This window comes from Kitasatospora sp. NPDC048239 (assembly GCF_043202015.1).
Taxonomy (GTDB): domain Bacteria; phylum Actinomycetota; class Actinomycetes; order Streptomycetales; family Streptomycetaceae; genus Kitasatospora.
Window position 1 is genome coordinate 111,559 of sequence record NZ_JBICZP010000009.1, and the last position, 23,107, is coordinate 134,665.

A 23,107-nucleotide genomic window follows, 5' to 3' on the forward strand; every position below is an offset into this window, starting at 1 on the left:
TCTCCCTGCGCCGCCGCACTCCCCTCGTACCGCGGCCCTCCCCGTTCGGCACGCTACCCGCGCCGGTGCCGTACGGCCCGTCGGAGCAGCCGCGCCAGGCCCGGGCGGCCGCGGCACGGCCGGGCAGTCGTGGCAGAGCCGGGCAGTCGTGGCAGAGCCGGGCGGCCGGGTGCCGCTCAGCGCGGGCCCCGGCGGTGCGGAACCGCCCGCAGGGACAGCAGGGAGCGGCCCGCTATCGCACCCCCGTACACGCAGAACCCCACCCCGATCAGCCAGGACTGGACGACCAGGACGGTGCCCACCGGTCCGTACGAGACCACGCTGGAGACGATCAGCGGTGCGAACACCAGGCGCGAGAAGGCCCGCAGGCCGGCCAGCGCGAGGACGGTCGCGACGGCGCCCGGCAGCAGCCTGCGCCAGGGGATCCGCGCGCCGAGCAGCAGGCGCTGCAGCCACCAGAACAGCAGCACGCCGCCGCTCACCGCGGCGGCCGCCTGCAGGGCCGGCTGCGCCGGGGTGTGCTGCCAGGGCACCCGGCTCCAGGTCGCGACCAGCAGGTAGCCGATCAGCCCGGTCAGGGCCGTCACCTGCCGCCACACGCTGTGCCAGGCGCCGGGCGCCAGTTGCCAGATCCGCTCGTACGCGTTCTGCACCGCGGTCATCAGGGTGACCCCGAAGACGGCGAGGGCGGCGAGGCTGAGGCCGGTGGTGGTGCTGAGGACCTCCCGCCGCGAGGCGAACAGCTCCCCGACGGCCGTCGCCGACCGGCCGGACAGGCCGAGGCCCTCGGCGATCCAGTCGGCGATCCCGTCGCCGCGGGTCGGCGACGCGGCGGCGATCACGACGAGCAGCGGCACCAGGGTGACGAAGCACAGCGCCGCGAAGGCCAGCGCCCGGTGCATGAGCTCCACCTCGCGGCCCCGCCGCCAGGCCGCCGCGGCCACCCGCCGGGCGCGCGCGGTCATGGCCGGGTCAGCCGGCGTCCGCGTTCGGATCGGCCAGCCGCTCGCGCAGTCCGCCCAGGGTGGCCGCCAAGAGCCGGGAGACGTGCATCTGGGAGCAGCCGATCTGTTCGGCGATCTCCGACTGGGTGCAGTCCCCCCAGTAGCGCAGCATCAGGATCGTGCGCTCGCGTGGCGAGAGGTCCCCGAGCAGCGGCCGCACCGACTCCCGGAACTCGACCAGGGCGAGGTTCCGGTCGCGCTCGCCGAGCCGGTCGATCAGTGCCCCGCCGGGCTCGTCCTCCTGGTCCTCGCGCAGCGCGTCCAGGGACTCGGAGCGGTAGGCACGGCCCACGCCGAGCCCGGCGGCGACCTCGGCGGGGTCCAGGTGGAGGTCCTCGGCGAGCTCCTCCGTCGTGGGCAGCCGCCCGAGTCGCTGCTCCAGGGCGTCGGAGCGGCGGGCGACCCGCAGATAGAGCTCCTGGAGGCTGCGCGGGACCCTCACCGGCCAGGAGGTGTCGCGGAAGGACCGCTTGATCTCGCCCGCGATGGTCGGTATCGCGTAGGTCACGAACTCCACGCCCCGGCGGTGGTCGTAGCCGTCCACCGCCTTGATCAGGCCGACCGTGCCGACCTGGATGAGGTCCTCCGGCTCGGCGGTGCGGTTGCGGAAGCCCGCGACGACGAAGCGCACCAGCGGCATGTTGAGCTCGATGATCGTGCCGCGCACGTAGCTGTAGGCGGCCGACTCCCGGGGCAGCTCGGCGAGGCGCTCGAACAAGGCGTCGCTCGCCGCCCGGGCCTCGGTCTTGCCCATGGCCCGCAGCTCCGTGCGGGTCGGTCGGTGGAAGTCCTGGGGCAGGGGCGCGCGTGCGGGCGCCGCTGCCGTGAGAAGGGCGGACAAGGGGCGTCATCTCCCTGGGTCGTCCCCACAACCGCCGCCCTGGACCTTCGGGCGGTGTCGCCTGCCGTACGGCGGGCACGGACGACCGCCGACGGGGGCACGCGGGGCTCGGGTGAGATGGGAGACCGTGGCACCCGGCTTCTTCAGGCGGCGGCATCCCGGCACGGTGACCGTGCCGTGAATCCGGCGGACGCGGGTCCGCCGGTGCGGAGGGGCTGAGCCAGAACACTCCGTTCTTGTGTGATGCCCGGTGGTCCGGGGTGCCAACCGTCCCCGGTCCACCTCGCCGACGCGGCGAAGCCGGCCCGGTGGACGGCCTCCGGGCCGGCCAGGTGGATCGCCTCTGGCGGGCGCACGGCCGCTCAGGTCAACCGGATGCCGATGACACAGGTGTCGTCCTGCGGGTTGGGCGCCCTGAGGCGGCGCAGCACGTGGTCGAGGCAGCCGGGGATGCCGGGCGCCCGGTACTCCTCGACCGCCCTGAGCAGCCGCTCCAGCCCGCTGTCGAGGCCCTCGCCGCGCCGTTCGACCAGTCCGTCGGTGAAGAGCAGCACCAGGTCGCCCGGTTCCAGGTCCAGGACGGTGGCGCGGTAGTCGGCGGCGAGGTAGGCGCCGAGCAGCGGCCCCACGGGCGGGTCGAGGTAGCGGGCGACGCCGTCGTGGACCAGCAGGGGCGGCAGGTGTCCGGCCCTGGCCCAGGTCAGGGTGCGCCGGACGGGGTCGAGGCGGCCGCAGACGGCGGTGGCGATGAAGTCGCCGCCGAGGTGGCAGAGCATCTGGTTGAGGCGTTGCAGCAGCCGGTCCGGCTCGGCGCCGGTGAACGCCATGCCGCGCAGGGCGTCGCGCAGCTGGGCCATGCCGGCGGCGGCGCGCAGGCCGTGGCCGGAGACGTCGCCGACCACGATGAGGACGGTGCCGTCCGGGAGGGTCAGGACGTCGTACCAGTCGCCGCCGACCCGGGTGTCGCTCTCGGCGGGCAGGTAGCGGGCCGCCACGTCGAGGTTGTCCGCGGGCGGGCCGCTCGGCACGTCCATCAGCGCGTGCTGGAGGGCGCGGACGGCGCGGTGCTCGACGGCCGTCTGCCGGACCTGCTCGGCGAGCCGGGCCCGGGTGTCGGCGAGCGCCTTCTCCGTGCGCCGCCAGGCGGTGATGTCCTGGATGACGCCGCGCACGGCGAGGACCTCGCCCGCCCGGTGCCCGGGGACGGTCTCGGCGATCGCCCGGACGGTCCGCGTGACCCCGTCGGCGCGGACCACCCGGAACTCCAGCGTCGCGGAGCTGAGCCCGGCGAGCAGGCGCTCGGCGAGCAGGCGGACGGTGGCGCGGTCGGCCGGCGCGATGGCGGCCTCGGCCTCCACCGGGCCGAGGGTGCCGAGCGCGGCCCGCTCCCGCAGGCCGAGCAGCCGGAAGACCTCGGGCGAGCAGTCGAGCCGCGCGGAGGAGACCTCCCACTGCCAGGTCCCGAGGCCGGCCAGCCGTTGGGCCTGGGCGAGCTGCTGCTCCCGGCGCTCCTGTTCGTCGTGGGTGCGCCAGCTGACCAGGACGCCGTCCAGGAACGGGGTGGCGTGCAGGGTCATGGTCGAGCCGTGCACCGCGCCGCCGACGACCTCGATGTACTGCTCGGCATCGCCCCGGTAGGGCACGCTGGTGGCCGCGACGTCGAGCAGCTGCTGGAAGGTGCCGGAGGAGACCATGCCGGGGTAGAGCTCGCTGAGCAGCCGGCCGGTGATGTCCTGGCCGGTGCGGCCCGCCAGGTCGACGGTGGCCGCGTTGGCGTGCTCGACGCGCAGGTCGGTGACCTTGCCCTCGCGCTCGCGGACGGCGTGCAGGATCAGGACCGGGTCGAGGAGCACGTCCAGCACCGCCCGGAACCAGGGCTCGCCGGTCGGCACCGGCGCTCCCGCCTCGGTGCCGGGGGTGAGCACGCGCAGCAGCTGGGAGGCGCACAGTCGGGCCAGGGCGGTGAGGTAGCGCTCGCCTTCCCGGTCGGCGTGGAACTCTCCGGGCCAACCGAGTTTCATCGCGCCGATCACCCGCTCGCCGGCGCGCAGCGGCAGCGCGCAGATGGTGTCCCCGGGGACGAGGTCCTCGCCCTTCAGGTCGGGGAACCGTGCGGCGAACTCGGCGCGCCCGCGCACCCAGACGGTCGCGCCGCCGCGGGCGGCGTCGGTCAGCGGCAGGGACATGTGCGGCGGGATGCGCTGCCACTGGCTGAGCTGGTGGGCGGGGACACCGTGGCTGGCGACCAGCCGCAGCGCGCCGTCGGGCTCCAGGAGGGCGAGGGCGATCGCGCCGACCCCGAGCGGGGCGAGGGCGGCCTCGATGAGCAGGGTGGCGAGCTCGTCGGGTGTCTCGGCCGAGGCGAGGGCCGAGGCGGCTACGTGGTACCGGGCCGCGAAGTCCCCCGTGACCACGGGCGCGGCGACCGGGGGCCGCGGGGCGGCCGGGCCGCGCGGCACGGCCACGGGGGGCGGCGGGGCGGCGGGGATGTGCTCGTCGGCGTCCGGTGGCGCGGCCGTCCCGAGGAGGTCGGCGGCGATGTCGACGAGTTTGCGGTTGCCGTCCTGGGAGAGCTGGACGAGGTGGCTGAACGCCTCGTCGGGGGTGCAGGAGATCCGTTCGATCAGGATTCCCTTGGCCTGTTCGATCACGGCGCGCGTGCGCATCGCGCGGCGCTGGCCCTCCACCTCGCCGCGCAGCCGGTCGATGGTGGCCTGCAGCCGGGCGCTTTCGCTCTCCGGTTCCGACATCCGCGCCCTCTGGTCTGTCCTGCCAAGGTCCCCGGTTCGCCTGTACCGGCTACCGGGGGGACGGTGCGATGGGCTTCCAGCTTAGGGGCCCGGACCGCGCCGGGCGCGGCCCGGGCCTCCGGCGGTGGTCGTCGGCGTCCGGCCCCGGAAGGGGTCAGCCGTCCGGACCGGCGAGTGCCTCGGCCACCGAGGGGCGGATGTGGAAGAACGCCTCCGCCCCGGTGATCTCCAGCACGCGGGCCAGCATCCGGCTGGGGCCCGCGAGCACCAGCGTCCGGCCGTCGCCCTCGGCGGCGAGGCGGGTGCGCAACAGCAGGTTCAGGCCGGTGGAGTCGCAGAAGGTCAGTCCGGCGCAGTCGATCACGACCGGTCCGGGTGGACCGCGCAGGGCGGCCTCCAGCGCCTCACGCAGTGGCTGCGCCGTGTCGTGGTCCAGTTCGCCCTCGGGTCGGACCACCACGCTCCGCCCGAGGGTGGTGACCGTCACCGTGAACCCGGCCGGGGCCCGGCCGACGTCCATGACCTGCGCTCCTGAACGCGGTGGTCGGGTGCCGGTCAGTCCCTGGTGGCGTCCTTGACCTTCTCCGCGGCCTGCTTGAGGTCGCTCTTGGCCTGCGTCGCCCGGCCCTCGGCCTTCAGGCCCGGGTCGTCGGTGGCCCTGCCGACCGTCTCCTTCGCCTTGCCCTTCGCCTTCTCCGCGAGGTTCTTGACCTTGTCCTCGGCACCCATGGGGTCACTCCTCCGCTCTCGGGCCGGCCGTGGTGCGGCCGACGTCTCCGGGCGTCTGCTCAGGTCCGCGGACCTGAAACCACTTGGTCCTGTCCGGCCCCAGCCCCTCGGCCCGTGCCGGCCGACGGAGTCGGCGCCCGCCGTGGGCCGTCGAACCGCAGAGGTGGTCGACGGGTGCACCCTCGAAACCCAACGGGGCCTGCGCGCCGCCGTGATGCGGAGCCCGGCCCCCGGTGGGCCCGGTCGGCCGGGCAGCGCGCGGGAGCGGCGGGCCTCCCGGGAGCGGACGGCACCCGGTGGACGTAGGTTGCGGACATGGCCGGTGACGGCCGAGGCCCACCCCTCGGCCTCGGACGCACCCGGCAGCACCCGGATGCCACCGACGGAGGAGGCGACATGAGCCGGTTCGACGCGTTCGCCGCACGGCTCGACTACCCGGTCTACGTCGTGACCGCCGCGGTCGGTGAGGACCGGGCGGGCTGCCTGGTCGGCTTCGCCGGACAGTGCTCGATCGAGCCGCCCCGGTTCACCGTGTGGATCTCCAAGGCGAACCACACCTACTCCGTCGCCTCGCGTGCCGCGACCCTGGCGGTCCACCTGCTCCCCCGGCAGCGCCACGACCTCGCCGAACTCTTCGGCGGCCGCAGCGGCGACGAGCTCGACAAGTTCGCGGCCGTCCGTTGGGCTCCCGGCCCGGAGGGCGTCCCCGTGCTCGCGGACGCCCTCGCGTGGTTCGCGGGCCGCGTCCGCGACCGGGCCGACTGGGGGGACCACGTCGGCTTCCTCCTCGACCCCCTCACCGCCCACACCGCCGGGGACGGCCCGCCGCTCGTCTTCCGCGACGTGCAGGACATCGACGCGGGGCACCCCGCATGACCGGGACCGGGCTCCGTCGGCAGGGAGCGGGAGCAGCCCCGTGACCTCGGACGGAAGGGACGGCGCCGCGGCCTCCGGCCGCGACGAGACACCCCTGGAACGGGCCGACCGCCTCTGGAGCGAAATGCTCCAGGAGGTCCGCGTCGCACAGACCGGCGCCCAGATCCTCTTCGGCTTCCTCATCAGCGTCGCCTTCACCCCCCGCTTCGCCGCCCTGCCCGACTTCGACCGGAACCTCTACGTCGCCACCGTGCTCCTCGGCGCCGTCGCCACCGGCTCCCTCATCGCCCCCGTGGCCTTCCACCGCTTCCTCGCCGGCCACGGCATGAAGCCCGAACTGATCCACATCGCCGCCCGCCTCATCGCCACCGGCCTGGTCACCCTCGCGCTGACCATCACCGCCGCCCTGCTCCTCCTGCTCCGCACCGCCACCGGAAACCCCACCGCCGCGTGGATCCTCAGCGGCGTCGTCCTGGCCTGGTTCACCACCGCCTGGCTGGTCCTGCCCGAGATCGTGCTGCGCCGCCGTAGCGGCACGCGACCGCGTCCCCGGGCGGGCGGCCCACCGGAGGGCGGCCCGGACCGGCACCGGTCCTGAACCCCGGCGCACCGCTCCCACCACCGGCCGGGCCTGCCCCGGCGCCGCCGGCCCGGCGGGGGTGACGGCGCACGCGCAGTAGGGTGGGCGCCCGACGTGATGGACCGTCAGATGCGGGCGGACGGAAGGGCAGGGGCGTGGCGGGGACACTGGAGGCGGGGCGCGGTCCGGGGCCGGACGCGGCATCCGGGGTGGCGACGTACACCGGGTTGGTGCTGGCAGGGTTGGCACGGGATCCGGGGCGGGTGGCGATCCGGCACGCGGGCGGGGCGCTGACGGCGCAGGAGTGCCTGGACGGCGTGTACCGGACGGCCCGCGCGCTGCTCGCCTGCGGGCTCGAACGCGGCGACGGGGTGACGGTGCTGGCCGGGAACCGGCCGGAGGCGGTGCTGGCCCGGTTGGCGGCGAACCTGATCGGGTGCCGGGTGGCGATGCTGTACACCGACCGCCCGGTGGCGGACCAGGTGGCGATGGCCGAGGACGCCGGGACGGCGGCGTTCGTCTTCGAGCCCGGCCGGTTCGACGCGGCCGCGCGGCGGATCGCCGCGGCGCTGCCGGCCGCGGCCGTGCTGGCGCTGGGCCCGACCGCGTTCGGGGCGGACCTCGCGGAGCTGGCGGCGCCGCTCTCCGCCGCGCCGCTGGCACCCCGGTACCGGCCGGACGACGTGATGGCGGTGCGGTACACCGGCGGCTCGACCGGCCGGCCGAAGGGGGTGCTGCGCCGCTTCGCCCGACCGCCGCGCCCGGAGCTGGTCGCCGCCTCCACCTTCCTACTCTGCACCGCGCTCTGCCACGGCGGCGGCACCACCGCCGACCTGGCGCTGGCGGCGGGCGGCACGGTGGTGCTCCAGGAGGGCTTCGCGGCGCAGGAGGTGCTGGCAGCGGTGGAGGAGTACCGGGTGTCACGGCTGTACCTGCCGCCGCACCTGCTGTACCAGGTGCTCGACCACCCCGGGCTGAGCCGTACCGACACCGGCAGCCTGCGCAGGGTCGGCTACACGGGGTGCCTGCCCGTGCCCGAGCGGCTGGCGGAGGCGACGCGCCGGCTTGGTCGGGTGCTGCACCAGACGTACAGCCTGACGGAGTGCGGTCCGGTCACCCGGTTGACGCCGGACGAACACCTGGACCCCCGGCTGCTGACCACGGCCGGACAGCCGTTCCCGGACACCGAGGTCCGCATCGTGGACGAGGAGGGCGTGCCGCTGCCGGCGGGCCGGACCGGGGAGATCTGCGTGCGCACGCCGACGGCGATGTCCGGCTACTGGCGCAACCCGGAGCTGACCGCACAGGTGCTGCGGGACGGCTGGCTGCACACCGGCGACCTCGGCAGCCTGGACGCGGCCGGGTACCTCACGGTGGCCGGGCGGCGGGACGGGATGGCGATCGTGGACGCGCACAACGTGTTCCCCCGGGACGTCGAGCTGCCGCTGCTGGCGCATCCGCAGGTCCGGGAGGCGGTGATGTTCGCGACGACGGGCCCGGACCGGCTGGAGCGGGTACACGCCGCCGTGACGACCGCGGCGGGCGGCGGGGTGACGCAGGCGCAGCTGCACCGGTGGGTGCGGGAGCGCGGCGGGCCGCTCTGCGACCCGTCGTCGATCCTGCTGCTGCCGCGCATCCCACTGGGCGACACCGGGAAGCCGGACTTGGCGGCGCTGCGGGCACTGGTCGAGGAGGGCGGGCCACAGGGGGCGCTCGGGACCGAGTAGCTCGCGCCGGTTGTGCGTCGACCGCCCGCGCGTACGCCCTCCGGTCCGGCGGGTACGCACTCGGGACCCGCCCGTGGACGCTCGACCTCGTGGTCCGGACTGCCGATACCCCCGGCGGCAGTCCGTTCCCGCCCGTACAGCAGGAGGAATCCTCCCGTGACCTGGCTCCGCGTCCTGACCGCGCTCGGCATCCTCGCCGCGGCGGCCAGCGCCCTGCTCGTCTTCGCCCTCTGCACGGCCGCCGGCCGGGGTGACCGCAGCGACCGGGGCGGGCCGCGCGGCGACCTGCGCTCGGAGGCCGAGCGCAGCGGGCTGATCCGGCGCATGGGCGACGACGCCTGAGCTTGACTCTGTCGGGGATCCTGGTCGTCCGTGTCGGCTACCGGCTCGCCACGAGCGCAGGCGTGGGAGGTTTCGAGACCTCGGCACCCGGACGGGGACGGGGACGGGGACAGGCCGGCATCTCGCACTCCTCAGGAGTCTCGCGGACACCATGCACCCGCGAGACTGCCACACCATGATCACAGGCGGCCGAACACCAAGATCCCCGACAGAATCAAGCTTGGAACTCGCACAGACAGGCGCGGAGGCGGCACCCCGGTAGCAGAGCAGGCACAGGTCTTGGCGATCATGGAGTTCCGACGCTCTGTGATCGCCGGAGGCCTGTGCCTGTACTCGGTCGGCTGATCTGGCTGAACAGACCAAGCTCGTAGCGGGGTGTGCATCGTGTCAGCGCCGTCCGGGCGAGCGGGGCCGGGGCAGCCGGGGCCGGCTGCCCCGGCCCTCGTAAAGAGGTGCAGGGGGTCAGGATTCGGCGCTGCGGCCAAGGACGAGGACTTCGGCTCGTTCCCGGAAGGGGCGGCGCAGGAGTTTTCCGCTGGTGTTGCGGGGGAGTTCGACGAGGGGGATGAAGTGGGTGGGGCGTTTGTAGCCGGCGAGTTGGGTGATGCAGTGGGCCCATTGCAACGGTTTCACCCGGCCCCACATCCAGGCCGGGCGAGTGACGGTCCGGGGCGGAGTCGAGATCGCGATAAAGACCGTCGAAGGCGCCCGTCACCAAGACGGGTCAGTTCGCGATCACGCAAGGCCCCCCGCGCAGACTCCAAGATCCGCTTCTCGGAAGTGGCCGATGATCCGAGGTGAAGCCCATTCCTCCGTGCGCCCCTTCCGCACTCCTGAACGCCGGTCCAGGCTCATGGTCCGCCTGATGACGGGCCCTTACCGTAATGGCGGGGATCACCCTGCACGGCCGCTGTGGTCGGGTGCGGGTGTGGCGTTAAGGGGGACAGTTCATGCGAGTCGTCTACGAGTTGCCGGGCGGTGGCCGGATTCTGGCTTTCAGCCGTCCACCTGCCCATTTCGACCCGACGACCGCCGAGGATCGGCTGCTGCTGGCGTACGGGTATCCCCGACGCCCGCTGCGGGAATCTGCTCTGCTCGCAGAATGGACAGACGCGGTCGGCCGACTGGGTACCTATGTGGAGCCGAGGTTCGGCCCGCGTCCGCGGCTCGGTGGCTCTGCGCCAGGCCCACGGCCTCGGTCCGTCACCGCGGGACCGGAGACGTCCGACAATTGGTCGGGGGTGGTGGTCCACGCGCCGGCGGGTAAGACCTTCAAGTGGGTCCGCGGGTCCTGGACCATGCCAAAGGCAACCTGGACTGGCCCTAACGCGGCCAACGAGATCAGCTCCTGGGTGGGCATCGACGGCGATGGGTCGGGCGACGTACTGCAGGCCGGTGTTGATACCAGCATCCTGATCGACGGCGATCTCACTCTCGTGAAGCACTATGCGTGGATCGAGTGGTTTCCGCTCAGTGCGAAGCCGGTGGTCGAAAGCCTGCCGGTGGAGCCTGGCCACCAAGTCGACGTTCTGATCTGCGGTTCGGGTAACCGCGCGGAGATCTTCTTCAGCAATCTGACTCTCGGGATCTACACCAGTTTCCCGATCTACGCCCCGGACTCCACCACCTTGCTCGGAAACAGTGCCGAATGGATCGTGGAACGGCCGAGCGAGAACGGAATTCGCCAGCAACTCCCCGAGTACGGCACGGTCATCTTCGACAAGGCCCTGGCCGGATTCACCGACGAGACTACGGTGGACGCGGCCACCGGCAACACCATAGCCATGCTGGATGACGCGGGCGCGGTGGTGTCGAAGGGCAGCATTCTGGGACCGCAGCGCGTCCGGTGCCGGCACAGCCTCCACCTTCCCAGGCCCCCGCACTTCCCCCGCCCCTCGAGTAGAGACGAAGCGGGGGTGGAGTCGGCGGAACGAGGTGCTACCCCGGGTGCCGTCGATGGGTGGTGACCCACGACTCGGTCACGATGCCCAGCGAGTCCACCACCTCGACCGCACCTTCGCACGCACCGCCCGGCGATCGCTTCACCGCCTTCACCTCGGCCCTGCTCGACGCGCTCGCACATGAGCAACCCCTCACCCTCGACGGGGTGTACCAGCACGTCGACAGTGCCCTGGCCGGTCTCGGACTGCCCCGGCCGCAACGCCGCTCCGCCAGTGCCGCCGGTGGCCTCGGCCTTGTCACCGGGCCCGCGGGGACGGACGACCCGCCGGGTTCGGCGACGAGGTCCGGCTCACAGGCCGGCGAGGAAACCGTCCTCGCCGATCCGCCCCGGGGGCTGCTCGGGCGCGCTGGGCCCGTCCTGCTGTGGCTCGTGTTCCCGACAGCGCCCGTCACCTACTTCGTTCAGTCCGACTTCCTCTTCTTCTATCTCCTCCCGATGCTCCTCGTGATCGGGCGGGAGCGACTTCCGCAGGCTCGGCTACGTCAACTTCTGCAAGCTGAAAAACATCGGCTCGTCCGAATTCAGCCTGGAACAGGCCATCGTCGGTGTCGCAGGCAGGACGATTTTCCGAAACGACCGCGAACTGATTCAGCAGGACCACAGGCTCGCCCCGCCCCGGTGACGCCGCGGATGGCCCGAAACACCCAGCCGAGCCACCCGCGAGGTGGATCCGGTGACGGATCGGCCGCGTTCGCGGAGGTCGAGGAGATCAGGGAAGCCCCGCCCGGGGGCGCCGGGCCGAAAGGCCCTACGAGGGACGGGTGTCGACGCCAGGACACAAGGTGTCCTAAAGTGAACGAGGTGTCATCGCCATGGCCGCCCACCCGGCGGCACGGCGACGACCCGACGTTCCCGTACGCCGCCGCACGTCCCTGACGTACCCCGCACGGAGGAGAACCACGGCCATGGCCGACACCCTCACCACCGCCAAGGCGGATCTGGTGGACCTCGCCCACCGCAGGATGCTGACCGCCATCCCCGACAACGACTGGACCATCCGCCAGAAGCTCGCGCTCACCTGCCGGATCCTGTTCGACGCCGGCCACGACTCCGGGCTGGCCGGCCAGATCACCGCCCGCGCCGAGGCCCCCGGCACCTACTACACCCAGCGGCTCGGGCTGGGCTTCGACGAGATCACCGAGTCCAACCTGCTGCTGGTGGACGAAGACCTCAACGTCCTCGAGGGCGAGGGCATGGCCAACCCGGCCAACCGCTTCCACAGTTGGGTCTACCGGGCGCGCCCGGACGTCACCTGCATCATCCACACCCACCCGCTGCACATCTCCGCGCTGTCGATGCTGGAGACACCGCTGGTCGTCTCGCACATGGACCTCTGCCCGCTCTACGACGACTGCGCGTTCCTGGAGAAGTGGCCCGGAATCCCGGTCGGCAACGAGGAGGGCGAGATCATCTCGGCCGCGCTCGGCGACAAGCGGGCCCTGCTGCTCGCCCACCACGGCCAACTGGTGGCGACCGGCACGGTGGAGGAGTCCTGCGTACTGGCGGTGCTCTTCGAACGGGCCGCCCGGCTCCAGCTGCTGGCCTCGGCGGCCGGAAGGATCCAGGAGATACCGGAGCTGCTGGCCCGCGAGGCCCACGACTGGATCTCCACCCCCAAGCGCGGCCAGGCCTCGTTCGCCTACTACGCCCGCCGCGCCCTACGGGCCGGCCACGGCGACGCGCTGAACGTCGAGGGTGTCGAGGGTGGTGCCTGAGATGGCCGAACTCGCCCTGGACGGCATCATCGCCTACCCGGTGACCCCGTTCACCCCCGGCGACGGCACCGTGGACACCGGGCAACTCGCGGCCCTGATCGACTGGTTGGTCGAGTCCGGCTGCCACGCCGTCGCGCCGCTCGGCTCCACCGGCGAGAGCGCCTACCTGGACGACGCGGAGTGGTTCACCGCCGCCGAGGCCTCGGTGGCCGCCGTCGCCGGGCGGGTCCCGACCGTGGTCGGGATCGCCGAGCTCACCACCCGCAACGCCGTCCGACGGGCCCGGTTCGCCGAGCGGACCGGCGCGGACGCCGTGATGGTACTCCCGCTGTCCTACTGGAAGCTGGACGAACGGGAGGTGGTCCGGCACTTCACCCAGGTCGCCGACTCCGTGGGCATCCCCGTGATGATCTACAACAACCCCGGCACCAGCGGGATCGACCTCTCCCCCGAGCTGATGGTCTCGCTGTTCGAGGGCGTCGAGAACATCACCATGGTGAAGGAGAGCAGCGGCGACATCCAGCGGATGCACCGGCTCGCCCAACTCACCGGCGGTGAGCTGCCGTTCTACAACGGCAGCAATCCGCTGGCGCTGGCCGCCTTCGCGGCGGCGCCGCCGGCTGGTGCACGGCCGCGCCCTGCCTGATCCCGGAGCTGAACCTGGAGCTCCACCGGGCGGCGCGGGCCGGCGACCTGGCGGCGGCCCGCGAGATGTTCCACCGGCAGCTGCCCGTCCTGCAGTTCCTGCTGCGCGGCCGGCTGCCCGCCACCGTCAAGGCCGGACTGGCACTGCGCGGCCTGGACGTCGGGGAGCCGCGCCACCCGCTGCTGCCGCTGGACCGCGAGCGGACCGACGAGTTGGCCGGACTGCTCGCCACCGCGCTCGCCGGCTGACCCGGCCCGCACTGCCCCGGCGCCCCCGACCCCGGCCGATCCGGGTCAGGGCAGCACCGGCACCCGGTCCGCCGGGCCGGCCGGGTCGTCGTGGATCACCACGAGGATCTCGGCCGGCCCGGCGCCGGTGCTCCGGCAGCGGTGCGGCAGCGCCGAGTTGAAGTAGACGCTGTCGCCGGGGCCGAGCTGGACGGTGTGCTCCGGGAACTCCAGCTCGGCCGTGCCCGCGTGGACGAAGAGGAACTCCTCCCCCGCGTGGGACTTGAACGGCGAGTCGCCCGGATCGGTCGGCGGGTACATCACGAACGGCACCATCTGCTTGCCGCTGAGGCCGGTCGCGATGCCCTCGTAGTGCGGGGCGCCCGGGCCGGACCCGCCCGCGATCGGCGTCCGCTCGCCCGCCCGGACCACCGTCACCAGCTCCGGCTCCACCTCGTCCGAGAAGAGCCTGCCGACGTCGACGTTCAGTGCGTGCGCCAGTTTGAGGGCGGTCGAGATCGACGGGTCGCTCAACCCCCGCTCGACCTTGGACAGATAGCTCTTGGTCACCCCGACCTGCGCCGCGAGCGCCTCCAGGCTGAGCCGGTTCTGCTTCCTCAGCACCCTGACCCGGCTGCTCATGCGGCACCTCTTCACCCTGGAACGTCGGGTTCAGTATCCCATCGGCGACGGCCCCCCAGGCACCCGGGGCGGCAACGGACCGGCCCCGCTAGGCCCGTCGCCCCCGCCCCGCCCCCGACCCGACCCGCCCCCGCCCCCGCCCCCGCCCCCGCCCCCGCCCGGGAGCCGGCTACGTCCCGAGCAGCTGCAGCGACCCCCACAGCGCCACCGTGGCCGACACCAGGGACACCGGGACGGTCAGCAGCCCGAGCCGCGTGAACTCGCCCAGGTGCACCCGATCGTCGTGGGCGTACACGATCCGCCGCCACAGCAGCGTCGCCAGCGAACCGGCGTACGTCAGGTTGGGCCCGAGGTTGACGCCGAGCAGGACGGCGAGCACCGGTCCGGCCCCGGCGGACGCGGTGAGCGGCAGCATGACCAGCACGGCGGGCAGGTTGTTGATCAGATTGGCGAGCACCGCGGCCAGCACGGCGATCGCCAGCAGCGCCGGCAGGCCGTCGCCACCGGGGACCAGGTGCCCGAGCGCCCCGGCCAGTCCGTTGTCGACCACCGCGCGCACCACCACCGCCAGGGCCAGCACGAAGGCCAGGAAGCCCGGGTTGGCCGCCCGGAGGATCGCCCGCGGGGTGACCGTGCGCCGGACCAGGGCCCGGCCGGCCAGCACCAGCGCGCCGGCCGCGGCCGCCCAGGCCGGCTCGACGCCCAGCGCCGAGGCGAGCACGAAGCCTGCCAGCGCGCCGACGACGGTCACCAGCGCGAACAGCGGCACGGCGGGAGCCGGTCCGGACTCCTCCGGCGCGGGGCCCGGCACCAGGTCGGCCGCGAAGAAGCGGCGCAGCACGAGGTACTCCACCGCGATCGCCACCAGCCAGGGCAGCGTCATCAGCGCGGCGAACCGCCCGAAACCCAGGCCGCTGGACGTGAAGGCGAGCAGATTGGTCAGGTTGGAGACGGGCAGCAGCAGCGAGGCGGTGTTCGACAGGTGCGCGCAGGCGTAGACGTGCGGTCTGGGCCGCACCCCCGCCCCGGCCGCGGTGGCGAAGACCACCGGGGTGAGCAGGACCACCGTCGCGTCCAGGCTGAGCACGGCCGTGATCGCCGATGCGACGGCGAACACCCGCAGCAGCAACCGCCCAGGCCGGCCGCCCGCGTTGCGGGCCATCCGGGCGCCGCAGTAGCGGAACAGCCCCTCCTCGTCGCAGAGCTGCGCGAGGACCAGCACCGCGGCGAGGAAACCGACCACCGGCCCCAGCCGCTCGGCCTCGGCCCGGACCTGCTCCAGCGGCAGCACCCCGACGGCGACGAGCAGCCCGGCGGCCGGGACGGCGGCCGCCGCCTCGGGCAGCCCGCGCGGGCGGGCGACGGCACAGATCAGGACCACCGCCAGCAGGACGGCGGAGAGGGTTTCGGCTATCGGCGTGCTCAGGGCCGGCTCCTCTGGGGGCGCGGGGTGGTCGACGGGCGCCCCCTATCGAACCAGCACTGCGCCCGGGGCCGACCACCGCCCCCGGGCCCCACGACCGGGGCCCGCCGCCGCGAACGGCCAGGTCAGCCGCCGGCCGTCGCGGCGACCGGCCCTCCCGGCCGGGGGTCCGCTCGGCGACCGACCCCGGCCGAACGCTCAGTGGCGGACCCCCGGCCGAACGCTCAGTGACCGGCCAGGTCGTCCGGGCGCACGGCGATGTGGTCGTCACCGAGGTCGACCGCCACCCGGTGCTCCATCCCGAGCGCCTCCAGGAACTTCACCGGCAGCTGCACCCGGCCGGTGCGGTCCAGCATCACGTACTCGCGCTCCTTGATCGACTCCTCGCCGTGCTCGTCGGTCACGGTCCGGCGCAGCACCTCGCTGCTGGTGCGGCCGTCGCGGATGGCGACGGTGCGGCGCACCTCGCCTGCCACCATCGGGTCGTGGGTGACGATGACGACGGTGGCGCCGAGCTCGCGGTTGACGGTGCGGAACGCCTCGAAGATGCCGGCCCCGGTCTCGGAGTCCAGCTCGCCGGTCGGCTCGTCGGCGAGCAGCACCGGCGGGTTGTTGGCCATCGCGACGGCGATCGCCACCCGCTGCTGCTGGCCGCCGGACATCTCTCCGGGGCGGCGGTGCGCCAGGTCGCCGAGGTCCATGGCCTCCAGCAGCTCGGCGACGCGGGCCGCCTGCTGCCGGGCCCGGCCGGCCGATCCGCCCTGGCGGCCGCGCAGCTGCATCGGCAGGGCGATGTTCTCGGCGGCGGTCAGGAAGGGCAGCAGGTTCCGGGCGGTCTGCTGCCAGATGAAGCCGACCACCTCGCGGCGGTAGCGCAGGCGTTCCTTCGCCGACATCTCCAGCAGGTCGCAGCCGGCCACCGTCGCGGTGCCGGCCGTCGGCACGTCGAGCCCGGCGAGGATGGTGAGCAGGGTGGACTTGCCGCTGCCGGAGGCGCCGACCAGCGCCACCAGGTCGCCCTGCTGGATGGTCAGCTCCAGCCCTTGGAGCGCCTGCACCTCGATGCCCTCGGCGCTGAAGATCCGCACCAGGCGGTCGCAGACGATCGCGGCGCCCGCGCCGTACGCCTTCGGACTCGCGGCGGCGAGAGCCTTCTCCTGCAGCTCCTGGAAGGTGGGTGCCTGGCTTGCCGCCTGGCTCTGGGGGGCGCTGTTCACCGCTGGTCTCCTGTCGCCGCTGCGCCTGGGTGCGCTCCTGGTCGCGGTTGCCGCGAGCCGATTCCGTTACCGCTACCGCTACCGCTCGTACTGCTGCCCGCCCGGGGGTGTTCGCAAAGCCCCACAGGGGCCGGCGCGACTTTGCGAACACCCTCTCGCGGAACTTTGCAAACACCCCGGGGACCCGACTGAGGACGGGCCCCGAGGGCGGCCCGGCCGCTGGTCACCGCTGGTCCCCCACCCGCAGTTCGGTGGTGATCTGCCGTCGACCGGAGATCAGCGCCTCGGCCAGCACCCCGGCGCAGACCAGGGCGGACAGGCCGAGCACCTGAATCAGGACCGGCACCACGGCGGGCTGCAACCCGCCCTTGACCGGGGCGCCCACCAGGGCGGACAGGTCGAAGGCCGGTCCGAGCAGGGCGACCGCGGCGATCGCGGTCAGCCCTCCGCCGACCGCCGCCACGAGGGTCTGCGGCAGGGTCTCGGCGACGATCAGCGCCAGGCCCTGCCGGGGGCGCAGGCCCATGGTCCGCAGCCGGGCGAGCATGGCGACGCGTTCGGGGGCGGCCCGGAGCAGGGTCAGCAGGACGGCGAGCAGGGCGAACCCGGCGGCGCCGATCACGGCGGCCCAGAACAGCCGGCCGGCCGCGGCCTGGAGCGGGTCGTCCGCGAGCTCGGCGGACCGGGCGCTGCTGGTGCGCACCGCGTAGCCGGTCGGCAGGCCGTCCGGCTCGTCGGCCGTGACGCCCTTGGTGGCGGCCGCCGACGCGGGTGCGGGCGAGGCGGCCTGGGTCGTCGCGGGCGCGGGCACGGCGGCGGGCGCGGACGCCTGCCCCGATGCCGCGCCGCCGGGGCCCGAGTCGCGGACGACCTTCCGCAGCTGCTGCTCGTTCACGTCGCCGGCCGCGAACCACAGGTTGGGGCGGCCCATCTGCGGCAGCCGCGCGGAGGCCGGGCCGATCGGCAGGATGATGAAGCGCCGGGTCTCGGCCTCCAGGGCGGGGGTGCCGTCGACCGAGCCGGTCTTGGTGGCCAGGATCTCCCGGCCGTTGGGCATCCGCAGGCGGTACTCACCGCTGCCGACCGCCTTGGCGACCTCGGCGCTGAACAGGGCCGGCATGGGCGTGTCGATCCCGCCTTCGCCGCCGGCCAGGGCGGCCGGGTCGAACTCTCCTCGCCCGACCGTCCGGGACAGCTCGGCGTAGCTCTGCGGGTCGACGGCCAGCAGGTGGACCCGGGCGGAGCCGTTGTTGGTGCCGAGCAGGAACACCTCGCTCTCCCACCAGACCTTGGAGCTCGTCCGTACCCCGGGCAGGGCGTCCGCGGCCGCGGTGAGGCCTGGTTCCAGCGCGAAGCCGACCGGCGCGACGACGGACGCGTCGGCCCCGATCTCGTCCCGGGCGGCGTGGATCCGGGCGCCGTCGACCGCGTCCAGCACGGTGGCTCCGAAGCCGGCCGTGGTGACGGCGAGCATCAGCGCGAGCAGCGGGAGGATCGAGGGACGCGGTCGTCCGCCGGTGCCCCGGGCGGCGCGGGCCAGGCCGAGGAAGCCGACCAGTCCGGACCCCCGGCCGGTGGCGCGGGCGAGCGCGCCGACCACGACCGGCTGGATCCGGGCGAGCAGCAGTCCTCCGCTCAGGGCCAGCAGCAGCGGGGCCGCGACCAGGATCGGGTCCAGGCCCTCTCCGGAGGGGGCGATGCCGCGGCGGCGGACCTCCAGCACGGCCGCGCCGGTGATGGCGAGGACGGCGAGCTCGCCGACCAGTCGGCGGCGCCTGCTCGGCGGGCGCTGCGCGGACCAGAGCAGGACGGCGCGGGCGGGGAAGCCGAGCAGGGCGAGCAGGGTGGTGGCCAGGGCGGCCAGCACCGCGCCGGACCAGCGCGCGGTCGGCAGCAGCAGGAGGGCGAGCGCGGTGGCGACGGCGGCGGCGGGCAGCACGGTCAGTGCGCCCTCGCCGAGCAGGCGCAGCAGCACACCGCCGCGCGATCCCCCGCGGGCCTGGAGCAGCCGCAGCTCGCCGCCGCGCCGGTCGAAGGTCAGCGCGGCCGCCAGGCAGAGCACCACGCCGGCGACCCCGGCCAGGCCGGCCGGGCCGATCGCGGAGAGCGGCGCGGTGGCCTCCTGTCGGGCCACGGCCCGGTCGAACAGCTGCGGCAGCTGGGAGCTGAGCTGCAGGTCCGGCCGTCCGCTGTCCTGGATCAGGTGGATCCCGGTGGAGCCGGCCACGTAGGAGGAGATCTCCGCGCTGGTCTGGGAGAGCTGGTCCGCGCGCAGTTCGTCGACGTCGACGGGCAGCCGCCAGAAGTCGGTGGAGCCGGTGCCCCACCGGTCGAGTCGGGGCACCGCACCGGGGTCGATGATGCCGGCGGTGGCCCAGTAGCGCTTCCCGGCGCCCATCAGACAGGCCGCCTCGGGGCAGTTGAGGTTCAGCCAGTACTGGTCGCCCGGGTCGATGGCGGCGTAGAGGCCGACCACCTTCGCCTGGACCGGTTCATCATTGAGGGTGGACCCGGCGTCGAGGACCTGGCCGAGGTGGATGCCGATGGTGTCGGCGGCACTCCTGCTGATCGCGATCTGGACCGGCTCGGCGTCGTTGCCGACGGTGGGCCAGTTCCCGGCGACCAGGCTGGTGTGCTCGGTGACGCCCTTCAGGTAGAGCAGGCCGAGCCTCGGGGGCACCTCGTCCGGCCGCGCGAGTCCGGTGTTGAAGAGTGTGCGCAGCGAGTTGCCGCGGGTGCCGTACACCGACTTGTCGTCGGCGAACCGGAAGGTCTCGTTCGGATGGGAGGTGAACTTCCCCACCAGCCGGTCGAGGTCCTTCGGCTCGTACTTGTGTCCCGCGGTGAAGAGCACGCTGGTCCAGGCCGGCCCGCGGCTGTGCAGGTAGTCGCGCAGGGCGGAGTCGGTCCCCCGGTCGAGGGCCCGCGGGAACGCCGCCGCGAGGAAGACGGTGCCGAAGGCGAGTGCGGCCATGAGCAGCACCGCGGGTCGCGAGGAGCGCAGCCTGGTACGGACCCAGGGCGCCGGGAGGTGCTCGGACCGCGGTTCGGCGTCGGGGCGCCGGGGCGTGCCGGTGCCGGCCTGGGTGGTCACATCTCCTCCACGTGCCGCAGCCGGGCGGCCACGTCTCGGCGGCGGCGTCCGATCAGGAAGGCCGACAGCAGGGGAACGGCGGCGATCGCGGCCGCGAGCAGGACGGCCCAGCCGAACGGCAGGTCGACCAGGACCTCGGGTACCGGTCGGCGGGCGGCCGGGGTGAGGACCACGAGTGGCACGATCAGTTGGACGATCAGGGCGCCCAGGCCCAGGCCGACGGCGCTGCCGAGGCCGACCAGGACGGCCTGCTCGGCGGCGGCGGTGCGGACCAGCCAGCGCCTCGGGGTGCCGAGGGCGAGCAGCACGGTGAACTCCCCGGCGCGTTCCCGGGCGGAGGCCGCCGAGGAGGCGGCGAAGCCGATCGCGGCGAGGATGGTGCTGACCAGGGCGATGGCGGCGAGCGCGCTCTGCGGGGCGGCGCTGAGCGGGTCGGAGAGCAGCTCGGCGGCGACCTCGTCGCGCAGGGTGAGGGTCTGCCCGCCGGGTGCGGCGCGCAGGGCGGCGGCGGCCTCTGCGGGCACCTGGTCGCCGCGGCCGGTGGCGGGCAGCCACCATTCGGTGGGCGCGGGCAGTTGTCGGCCGCCCGCGGCGAGCAGGCGCCCGGTGGTGGCGAGGTCGAGGGCGAGCGCGGTGCCTCCGGCCACCGGGAGGGACTCGACGGCGCCGGTGATCTTGACCGGCAGGGTGACTCCGGCGAACGGCACCTGGACGGTGTCGCCGACGGCGGCCCCGGTGGCGGTGAGGTACCCGTGGGTGGCCACGCCGGTGAGGGCGTCCGGGGCCGGGGCGCCGGCGGGTCCGATGTTGGCCTGGGTGACGCCCTTGCCCTTGGTGCCGGGGGCGTAGCGCAGCTTGAGCAGCTGCTGGTCCCCGGCCGCCGCGCCGTCGACGGCGGACTCGGACCTGCCCTCCTGGGCGAGGGCGGTCAGGGCCCAGGTGAGGCCGGCGGGTACCGGGACGGCGGTCGCCGGTCCGTGTGCGGTGTCGGCGACGCCGATCCGGCGGACGGTCAGGTTGCCGGAGTGCGGGGCGGCGCCGTCCTGGCCGAACACGACCACCAGTCCGGCCACGGTGAGCGGCGCCGCGGCGGAGCCGACCGGGGCGCCGGCCAGGGTGGCGAGGTCGGCGGTGGCCACGGCGTCGCCCTGGGCGGGGATTCCGGCCAGCGCGGCGCGGTAGGTGCTGCCGAAGCGGTCGCGCAGCATCAGCCAGACCTCGGGGCCGACCGGGGATCCGTCGGCCGGGCTGACGGTGACGTGGACGTCGATCCGCTGAGGCCGGCCGGGGAGCGGCAGTCCGGTCGGTGCACCGGGGGGCGCGGGTTTGGCGAGCGGGGCGAACAGTTCCTGCCGGGTGTGCCCGTCGAGCAGGTCGGAGCGGACCGGGACCCGCTCGGCGAAGCCGGCGGCGTCCAGGGCCAGTACCTGGCCGGCGACGCCGGTCGGCAGTGAGGAATCCTGGCGGACCACGGGTATCAGCCGGTCGCCGCCGGGCAGGGCGCTGAATCGCCCGCCCTGGCCGATACCGCCCCCCTGTGCGTCGGAGATCCGCAGGCCGCCGGCGCTGGCGAAGTCGGACTGGTCGCGCTGGGAGCCGGACCAGGTGCTGTGCTGACCGAGCGCCAGCACACCGGTGGAGACGGCGAGTACCAGGAGCAGGACGGGGCCGGTGGCCCGGCCCGGGCGGCGGGCGAGCTGCCAGCCGGCGAGGGCGGGGACGAGTCCGCGGCCGCGGGCGGCCAGTCGGCCGCCGAGGGCGGCGCCGAGCGGGAACAGCCGCAGCACCAGCAGGGTTCCGGCGGCGAGGGCCAGGGTGGGGGCGGCGATCAGGACGGGGTCCAGGCCGAGCCGGCCGGAGGCGTCCGCCGACAGTCCGCCGTTGTAGTGGGCGAGTTGCTGGTAGGCGAGGAAGGCGAGGGCGACCACCGCGAGGTCGAGACCGGAGCGGACGGCGCCGGCGACGACCGCCTGGCGTCGGCCCGCCCGGCTCAGCACGGCGGCGCCGGCGCCGCGCAGGACGGCGGGGGCGGTGGTGAGGACGACGCAGGCGAGGGCGCAACCGCCGGCGACGGGCCAGAGCGTCCAGTTCAGGCCGGAGTCCAGCGGCATGTCGGCGAGCGGTCCCCGGCTGGCGAGCACGCGCACCAGGATCGGGGTGAACAGGGGTGCCAGCAGTGCGGCGGGCAGGGCGAAGAGCAGCGACTCGGTGGCGGTGAACACCCCGAGGCGGGCGCTGGAGGCGCCGCGCGCGGCCAGCAGGGCGTTCTCGCTCTCCTGTCGGGCGGCCATCAGGTGGACCACCAGCAGGAGGACGGCGGCGGACAGCACGATCAGTTGGAGGGCGCCGATCAGCAGGGTGGAGCGGGCGACCAGGGCGCTGGACTCCAGTTCGCGCAGGAGGTCGGGCAGTTGGGTCGCGGCGCGGAGCCCCGAGAGCTTCTGGAGCTCCTCGGTGAGGCCGGGGGCGCGGTCCCGGACGGCGGCGGCCTCGGGGCCTCGGATGTCGGCGAGGTCGGCGTCGAGCAGCCAGCTGCGGCCGTTCTGCGGCAGGCCGGCGGCGGTGAAGGCGGTGTCGTCGACCAGCATCGGGCCGTAGGTGGTGAAGCCGCCGACCTGGATCTCGTGGCCGCCGACCGGATCGAGCCGCCAGTACGGGTCGTTGGGGTCGACGGCGCGGTAGACGCCGGTGATCCGGACGGTGAGGAGCGTGCCGGTGAAGCGATCGTCCAGGCGGACCTCGGCGGGCAGCGCCTCGGCGGTGAGGCCGAGCCGGGCCAGCGCGGCCTGCGGGACGGCGGCCTGCAGCGGTACCGCGGCGGCCGGCTGACCGGCCGCCGCGGGCCAGCCGCCGGCGACCAGGCGCACCCGCTCGCGGTCGAGCGCGGCGAGCACGGTGAGGTCAACGTCCTTGCCGGACCCGCCGGTTGCCGCCGCCGCGGCCGGGGCGGGCTGTCCCGCGACGGCATTGGCCGGCAGTCCGAAGGAGCGGCTGCGGGCGAGGCTCTGGGTCTGTACGGACCGGTCGCCGAACACCTTGTCGCTGTACGACCGGACGGCCTGGTCGTCCTTGGCCCGGGCGTCGACGGGGTGCTCCGCGCTGATGAGCACGGTGGTCCTGGCATGGCCGGACCCTTGCAGCGCCTGACCGAGGCCGACCTCCTCGACGGTCCGGCTGAACGCCACGAGCGTGGTCAGCACCGCTGTGGTGATGAGCATCGTGAGCAGGACGGCGGTGGCCAGTATCAGTCGTCCGCGCAGACGGCGGACGACGAAGCCGAGCATTCCGATTCCTCCCCGAGACTTTCCATGGCCCCCACCGGCGCCCGTCT

Annotated in this window: 17 protein-coding genes and 1 pseudogene; 7 read left to right on the forward strand and 11 right to left on the reverse strand. The window is 74.2% G+C overall.

Going from position 1 to position 23,107, the window contains the following annotated elements; translation table 11 throughout:
* Nucleotides 1–176: 176 nt before the first annotated feature.
* The 5 genes from ACGFZP_RS24200 to ACGFZP_RS24220 form a co-directional block, all read right to left on the reverse strand.
* Nucleotides 177–965, reverse strand: a complete 789-nt coding sequence (locus ACGFZP_RS24200; protein ID WP_392936559.1) for a YhjD/YihY/BrkB family envelope integrity protein — start codon at nucleotides 963–965, stop codon at nucleotides 177–179.
* A gap of 7 nt (nucleotides 966–972) precedes the next feature.
* Nucleotides 973–1,758 carry a SigB/SigF/SigG family RNA polymerase sigma factor gene (locus ACGFZP_RS24205; protein WP_392936562.1) on the reverse strand — a complete coding sequence of 262 codons (786 nt, stop codon included), beginning with the start codon at nucleotides 1,756–1,758 and terminating at the stop codon, nucleotides 973–975.
* Nucleotides 1,759–2,207: 449 nt separating this feature from the next.
* Nucleotides 2,208–4,595 carry a SpoIIE family protein phosphatase gene (locus ACGFZP_RS24210; RefSeq protein WP_392936564.1) on the reverse strand — a complete coding sequence of 796 codons (2,388 nt, stop codon included), beginning with the start codon at nucleotides 4,593–4,595 and terminating at the stop codon, nucleotides 2,208–2,210.
* A 154-nt stretch (nucleotides 4,596–4,749) separates the two neighbouring features.
* Complete coding sequence (locus ACGFZP_RS24215; RefSeq protein WP_392936567.1) at nucleotides 4,750–5,115, reverse strand: STAS domain-containing protein; 366 nt, start codon at nucleotides 5,113–5,115, stop codon at nucleotides 4,750–4,752.
* Between the two features lie 35 nt (nucleotides 5,116–5,150).
* A complete protein-coding gene (locus ACGFZP_RS24220; RefSeq protein ID WP_392936569.1) occupies nucleotides 5,151–5,324 on the reverse strand; it encodes a CsbD family protein in 174 nt (57 codons plus the stop codon).
* A gap of 396 nt (nucleotides 5,325–5,720) precedes the next feature.
* Between ACGFZP_RS24220 and ACGFZP_RS24225 the strand changes: the two genes are divergently transcribed.
* From ACGFZP_RS24225 to ACGFZP_RS24240, 4 genes are all read left to right on the forward strand, one after another.
* Nucleotides 5,721–6,200 carry a flavin reductase family protein gene (locus tag ACGFZP_RS24225; protein WP_392936571.1) on the forward strand — a complete coding sequence of 160 codons (480 nt, stop codon included), beginning with the start codon at nucleotides 5,721–5,723 and terminating at the stop codon, nucleotides 6,198–6,200.
* A 40-nt stretch (nucleotides 6,201–6,240) separates the two neighbouring features.
* Nucleotides 6,241–6,798 carry a DUF6328 family protein gene (locus ACGFZP_RS24230; protein ID WP_392936574.1) on the forward strand — a complete coding sequence of 186 codons (558 nt, stop codon included), beginning with the start codon at nucleotides 6,241–6,243 and terminating at the stop codon, nucleotides 6,796–6,798.
* A gap of 212 nt (nucleotides 6,799–7,010) precedes the next feature.
* Complete coding sequence (locus ACGFZP_RS24235) at nucleotides 7,011–8,507, forward strand: AMP-binding protein (RefSeq protein ID WP_392937000.1); 1,497 nt, start codon at nucleotides 7,011–7,013, stop codon at nucleotides 8,505–8,507.
* 156 nt (nucleotides 8,508–8,663) lie between these two features.
* Nucleotides 8,664–8,849, forward strand: a complete 186-nt coding sequence (locus tag ACGFZP_RS24240; protein ID WP_392936576.1) for a hypothetical protein — start codon at nucleotides 8,664–8,666, stop codon at nucleotides 8,847–8,849.
* A gap of 462 nt (nucleotides 8,850–9,311) precedes the next feature.
* Here the strand turns inward: ACGFZP_RS24240 and ACGFZP_RS24245 are convergent, their stop codons facing one another.
* Entirely contained in the window at nucleotides 9,312–9,482 is a 171-nt protein-coding gene (locus tag ACGFZP_RS24245; RefSeq protein ID WP_392936579.1) for a hypothetical protein, read from the reverse strand.
* 317 nt (nucleotides 9,483–9,799) lie between these two features.
* Between ACGFZP_RS24245 and ACGFZP_RS24250 the strand changes: the two genes are divergently transcribed.
* The 3 genes and pseudogenes from ACGFZP_RS24250 (at nucleotide 9,800) to ACGFZP_RS24260 (ending at nucleotide 13,421) form a co-directional block, all read left to right on the forward strand.
* Nucleotides 9,800–10,816: a G1 family glutamic endopeptidase gene (locus tag ACGFZP_RS24250; protein ID WP_392936582.1), complete on the forward strand. Its 1,017-nt coding sequence runs from the start codon at nucleotides 9,800–9,802 to the stop codon at nucleotides 10,814–10,816.
* A gap of 901 nt (nucleotides 10,817–11,717) precedes the next feature.
* A complete protein-coding gene (locus ACGFZP_RS24255; protein ID WP_392936585.1) occupies nucleotides 11,718–12,527 on the forward strand; it encodes an aldolase in 810 nt (269 codons plus the stop codon).
* Between the two features lies 1 nt (nucleotide 12,528).
* Nucleotides 12,529–13,421 (forward strand): annotated as a pseudogene (locus ACGFZP_RS24260) (dihydrodipicolinate synthase family protein).
* 45 nt (nucleotides 13,422–13,466) lie between these two features.
* On the opposite strand, the gene ACGFZP_RS24265 reads toward ACGFZP_RS24260, so the two are convergent.
* From ACGFZP_RS24265 to ACGFZP_RS24285, 5 genes are all read right to left on the reverse strand, one after another.
* Nucleotides 13,467–14,042: a helix-turn-helix domain-containing protein gene (locus ACGFZP_RS24265; protein WP_392936588.1), complete on the reverse strand. Its 576-nt coding sequence runs from the start codon at nucleotides 14,040–14,042 to the stop codon at nucleotides 13,467–13,469.
* Nucleotides 14,043–14,211: 169 nt separating this feature from the next.
* A complete protein-coding gene (locus tag ACGFZP_RS24270; protein WP_392937002.1) occupies nucleotides 14,212–15,468 on the reverse strand; it encodes an SLC13 family permease in 1,257 nt (418 codons plus the stop codon).
* A gap of 221 nt (nucleotides 15,469–15,689) precedes the next feature.
* A complete protein-coding gene (locus ACGFZP_RS24275; protein WP_392936590.1) occupies nucleotides 15,690–16,682 on the reverse strand; it encodes an ABC transporter ATP-binding protein in 993 nt (330 codons plus the stop codon).
* 223 nt (nucleotides 16,683–16,905) lie between these two features.
* Nucleotides 16,906–19,776 (reverse strand): hypothetical protein, encoded by a 2,871-nt coding sequence (locus tag ACGFZP_RS24280; protein ID WP_392936593.1) that lies wholly within the window; start codon nucleotides 19,774–19,776, stop codon nucleotides 16,906–16,908.
* Nucleotides 19,773–23,060, reverse strand: coding sequence for an FtsX-like permease family protein (locus ACGFZP_RS24285; protein ID WP_392936595.1), 3,288 nt, complete (start codon nucleotides 23,058–23,060; stop codon nucleotides 19,773–19,775). The genes ACGFZP_RS24280 and ACGFZP_RS24285 overlap by 4 nt, the downstream gene beginning before the upstream one ends.
* Nucleotides 23,061–23,107 lie beyond the last annotated feature (47 nt).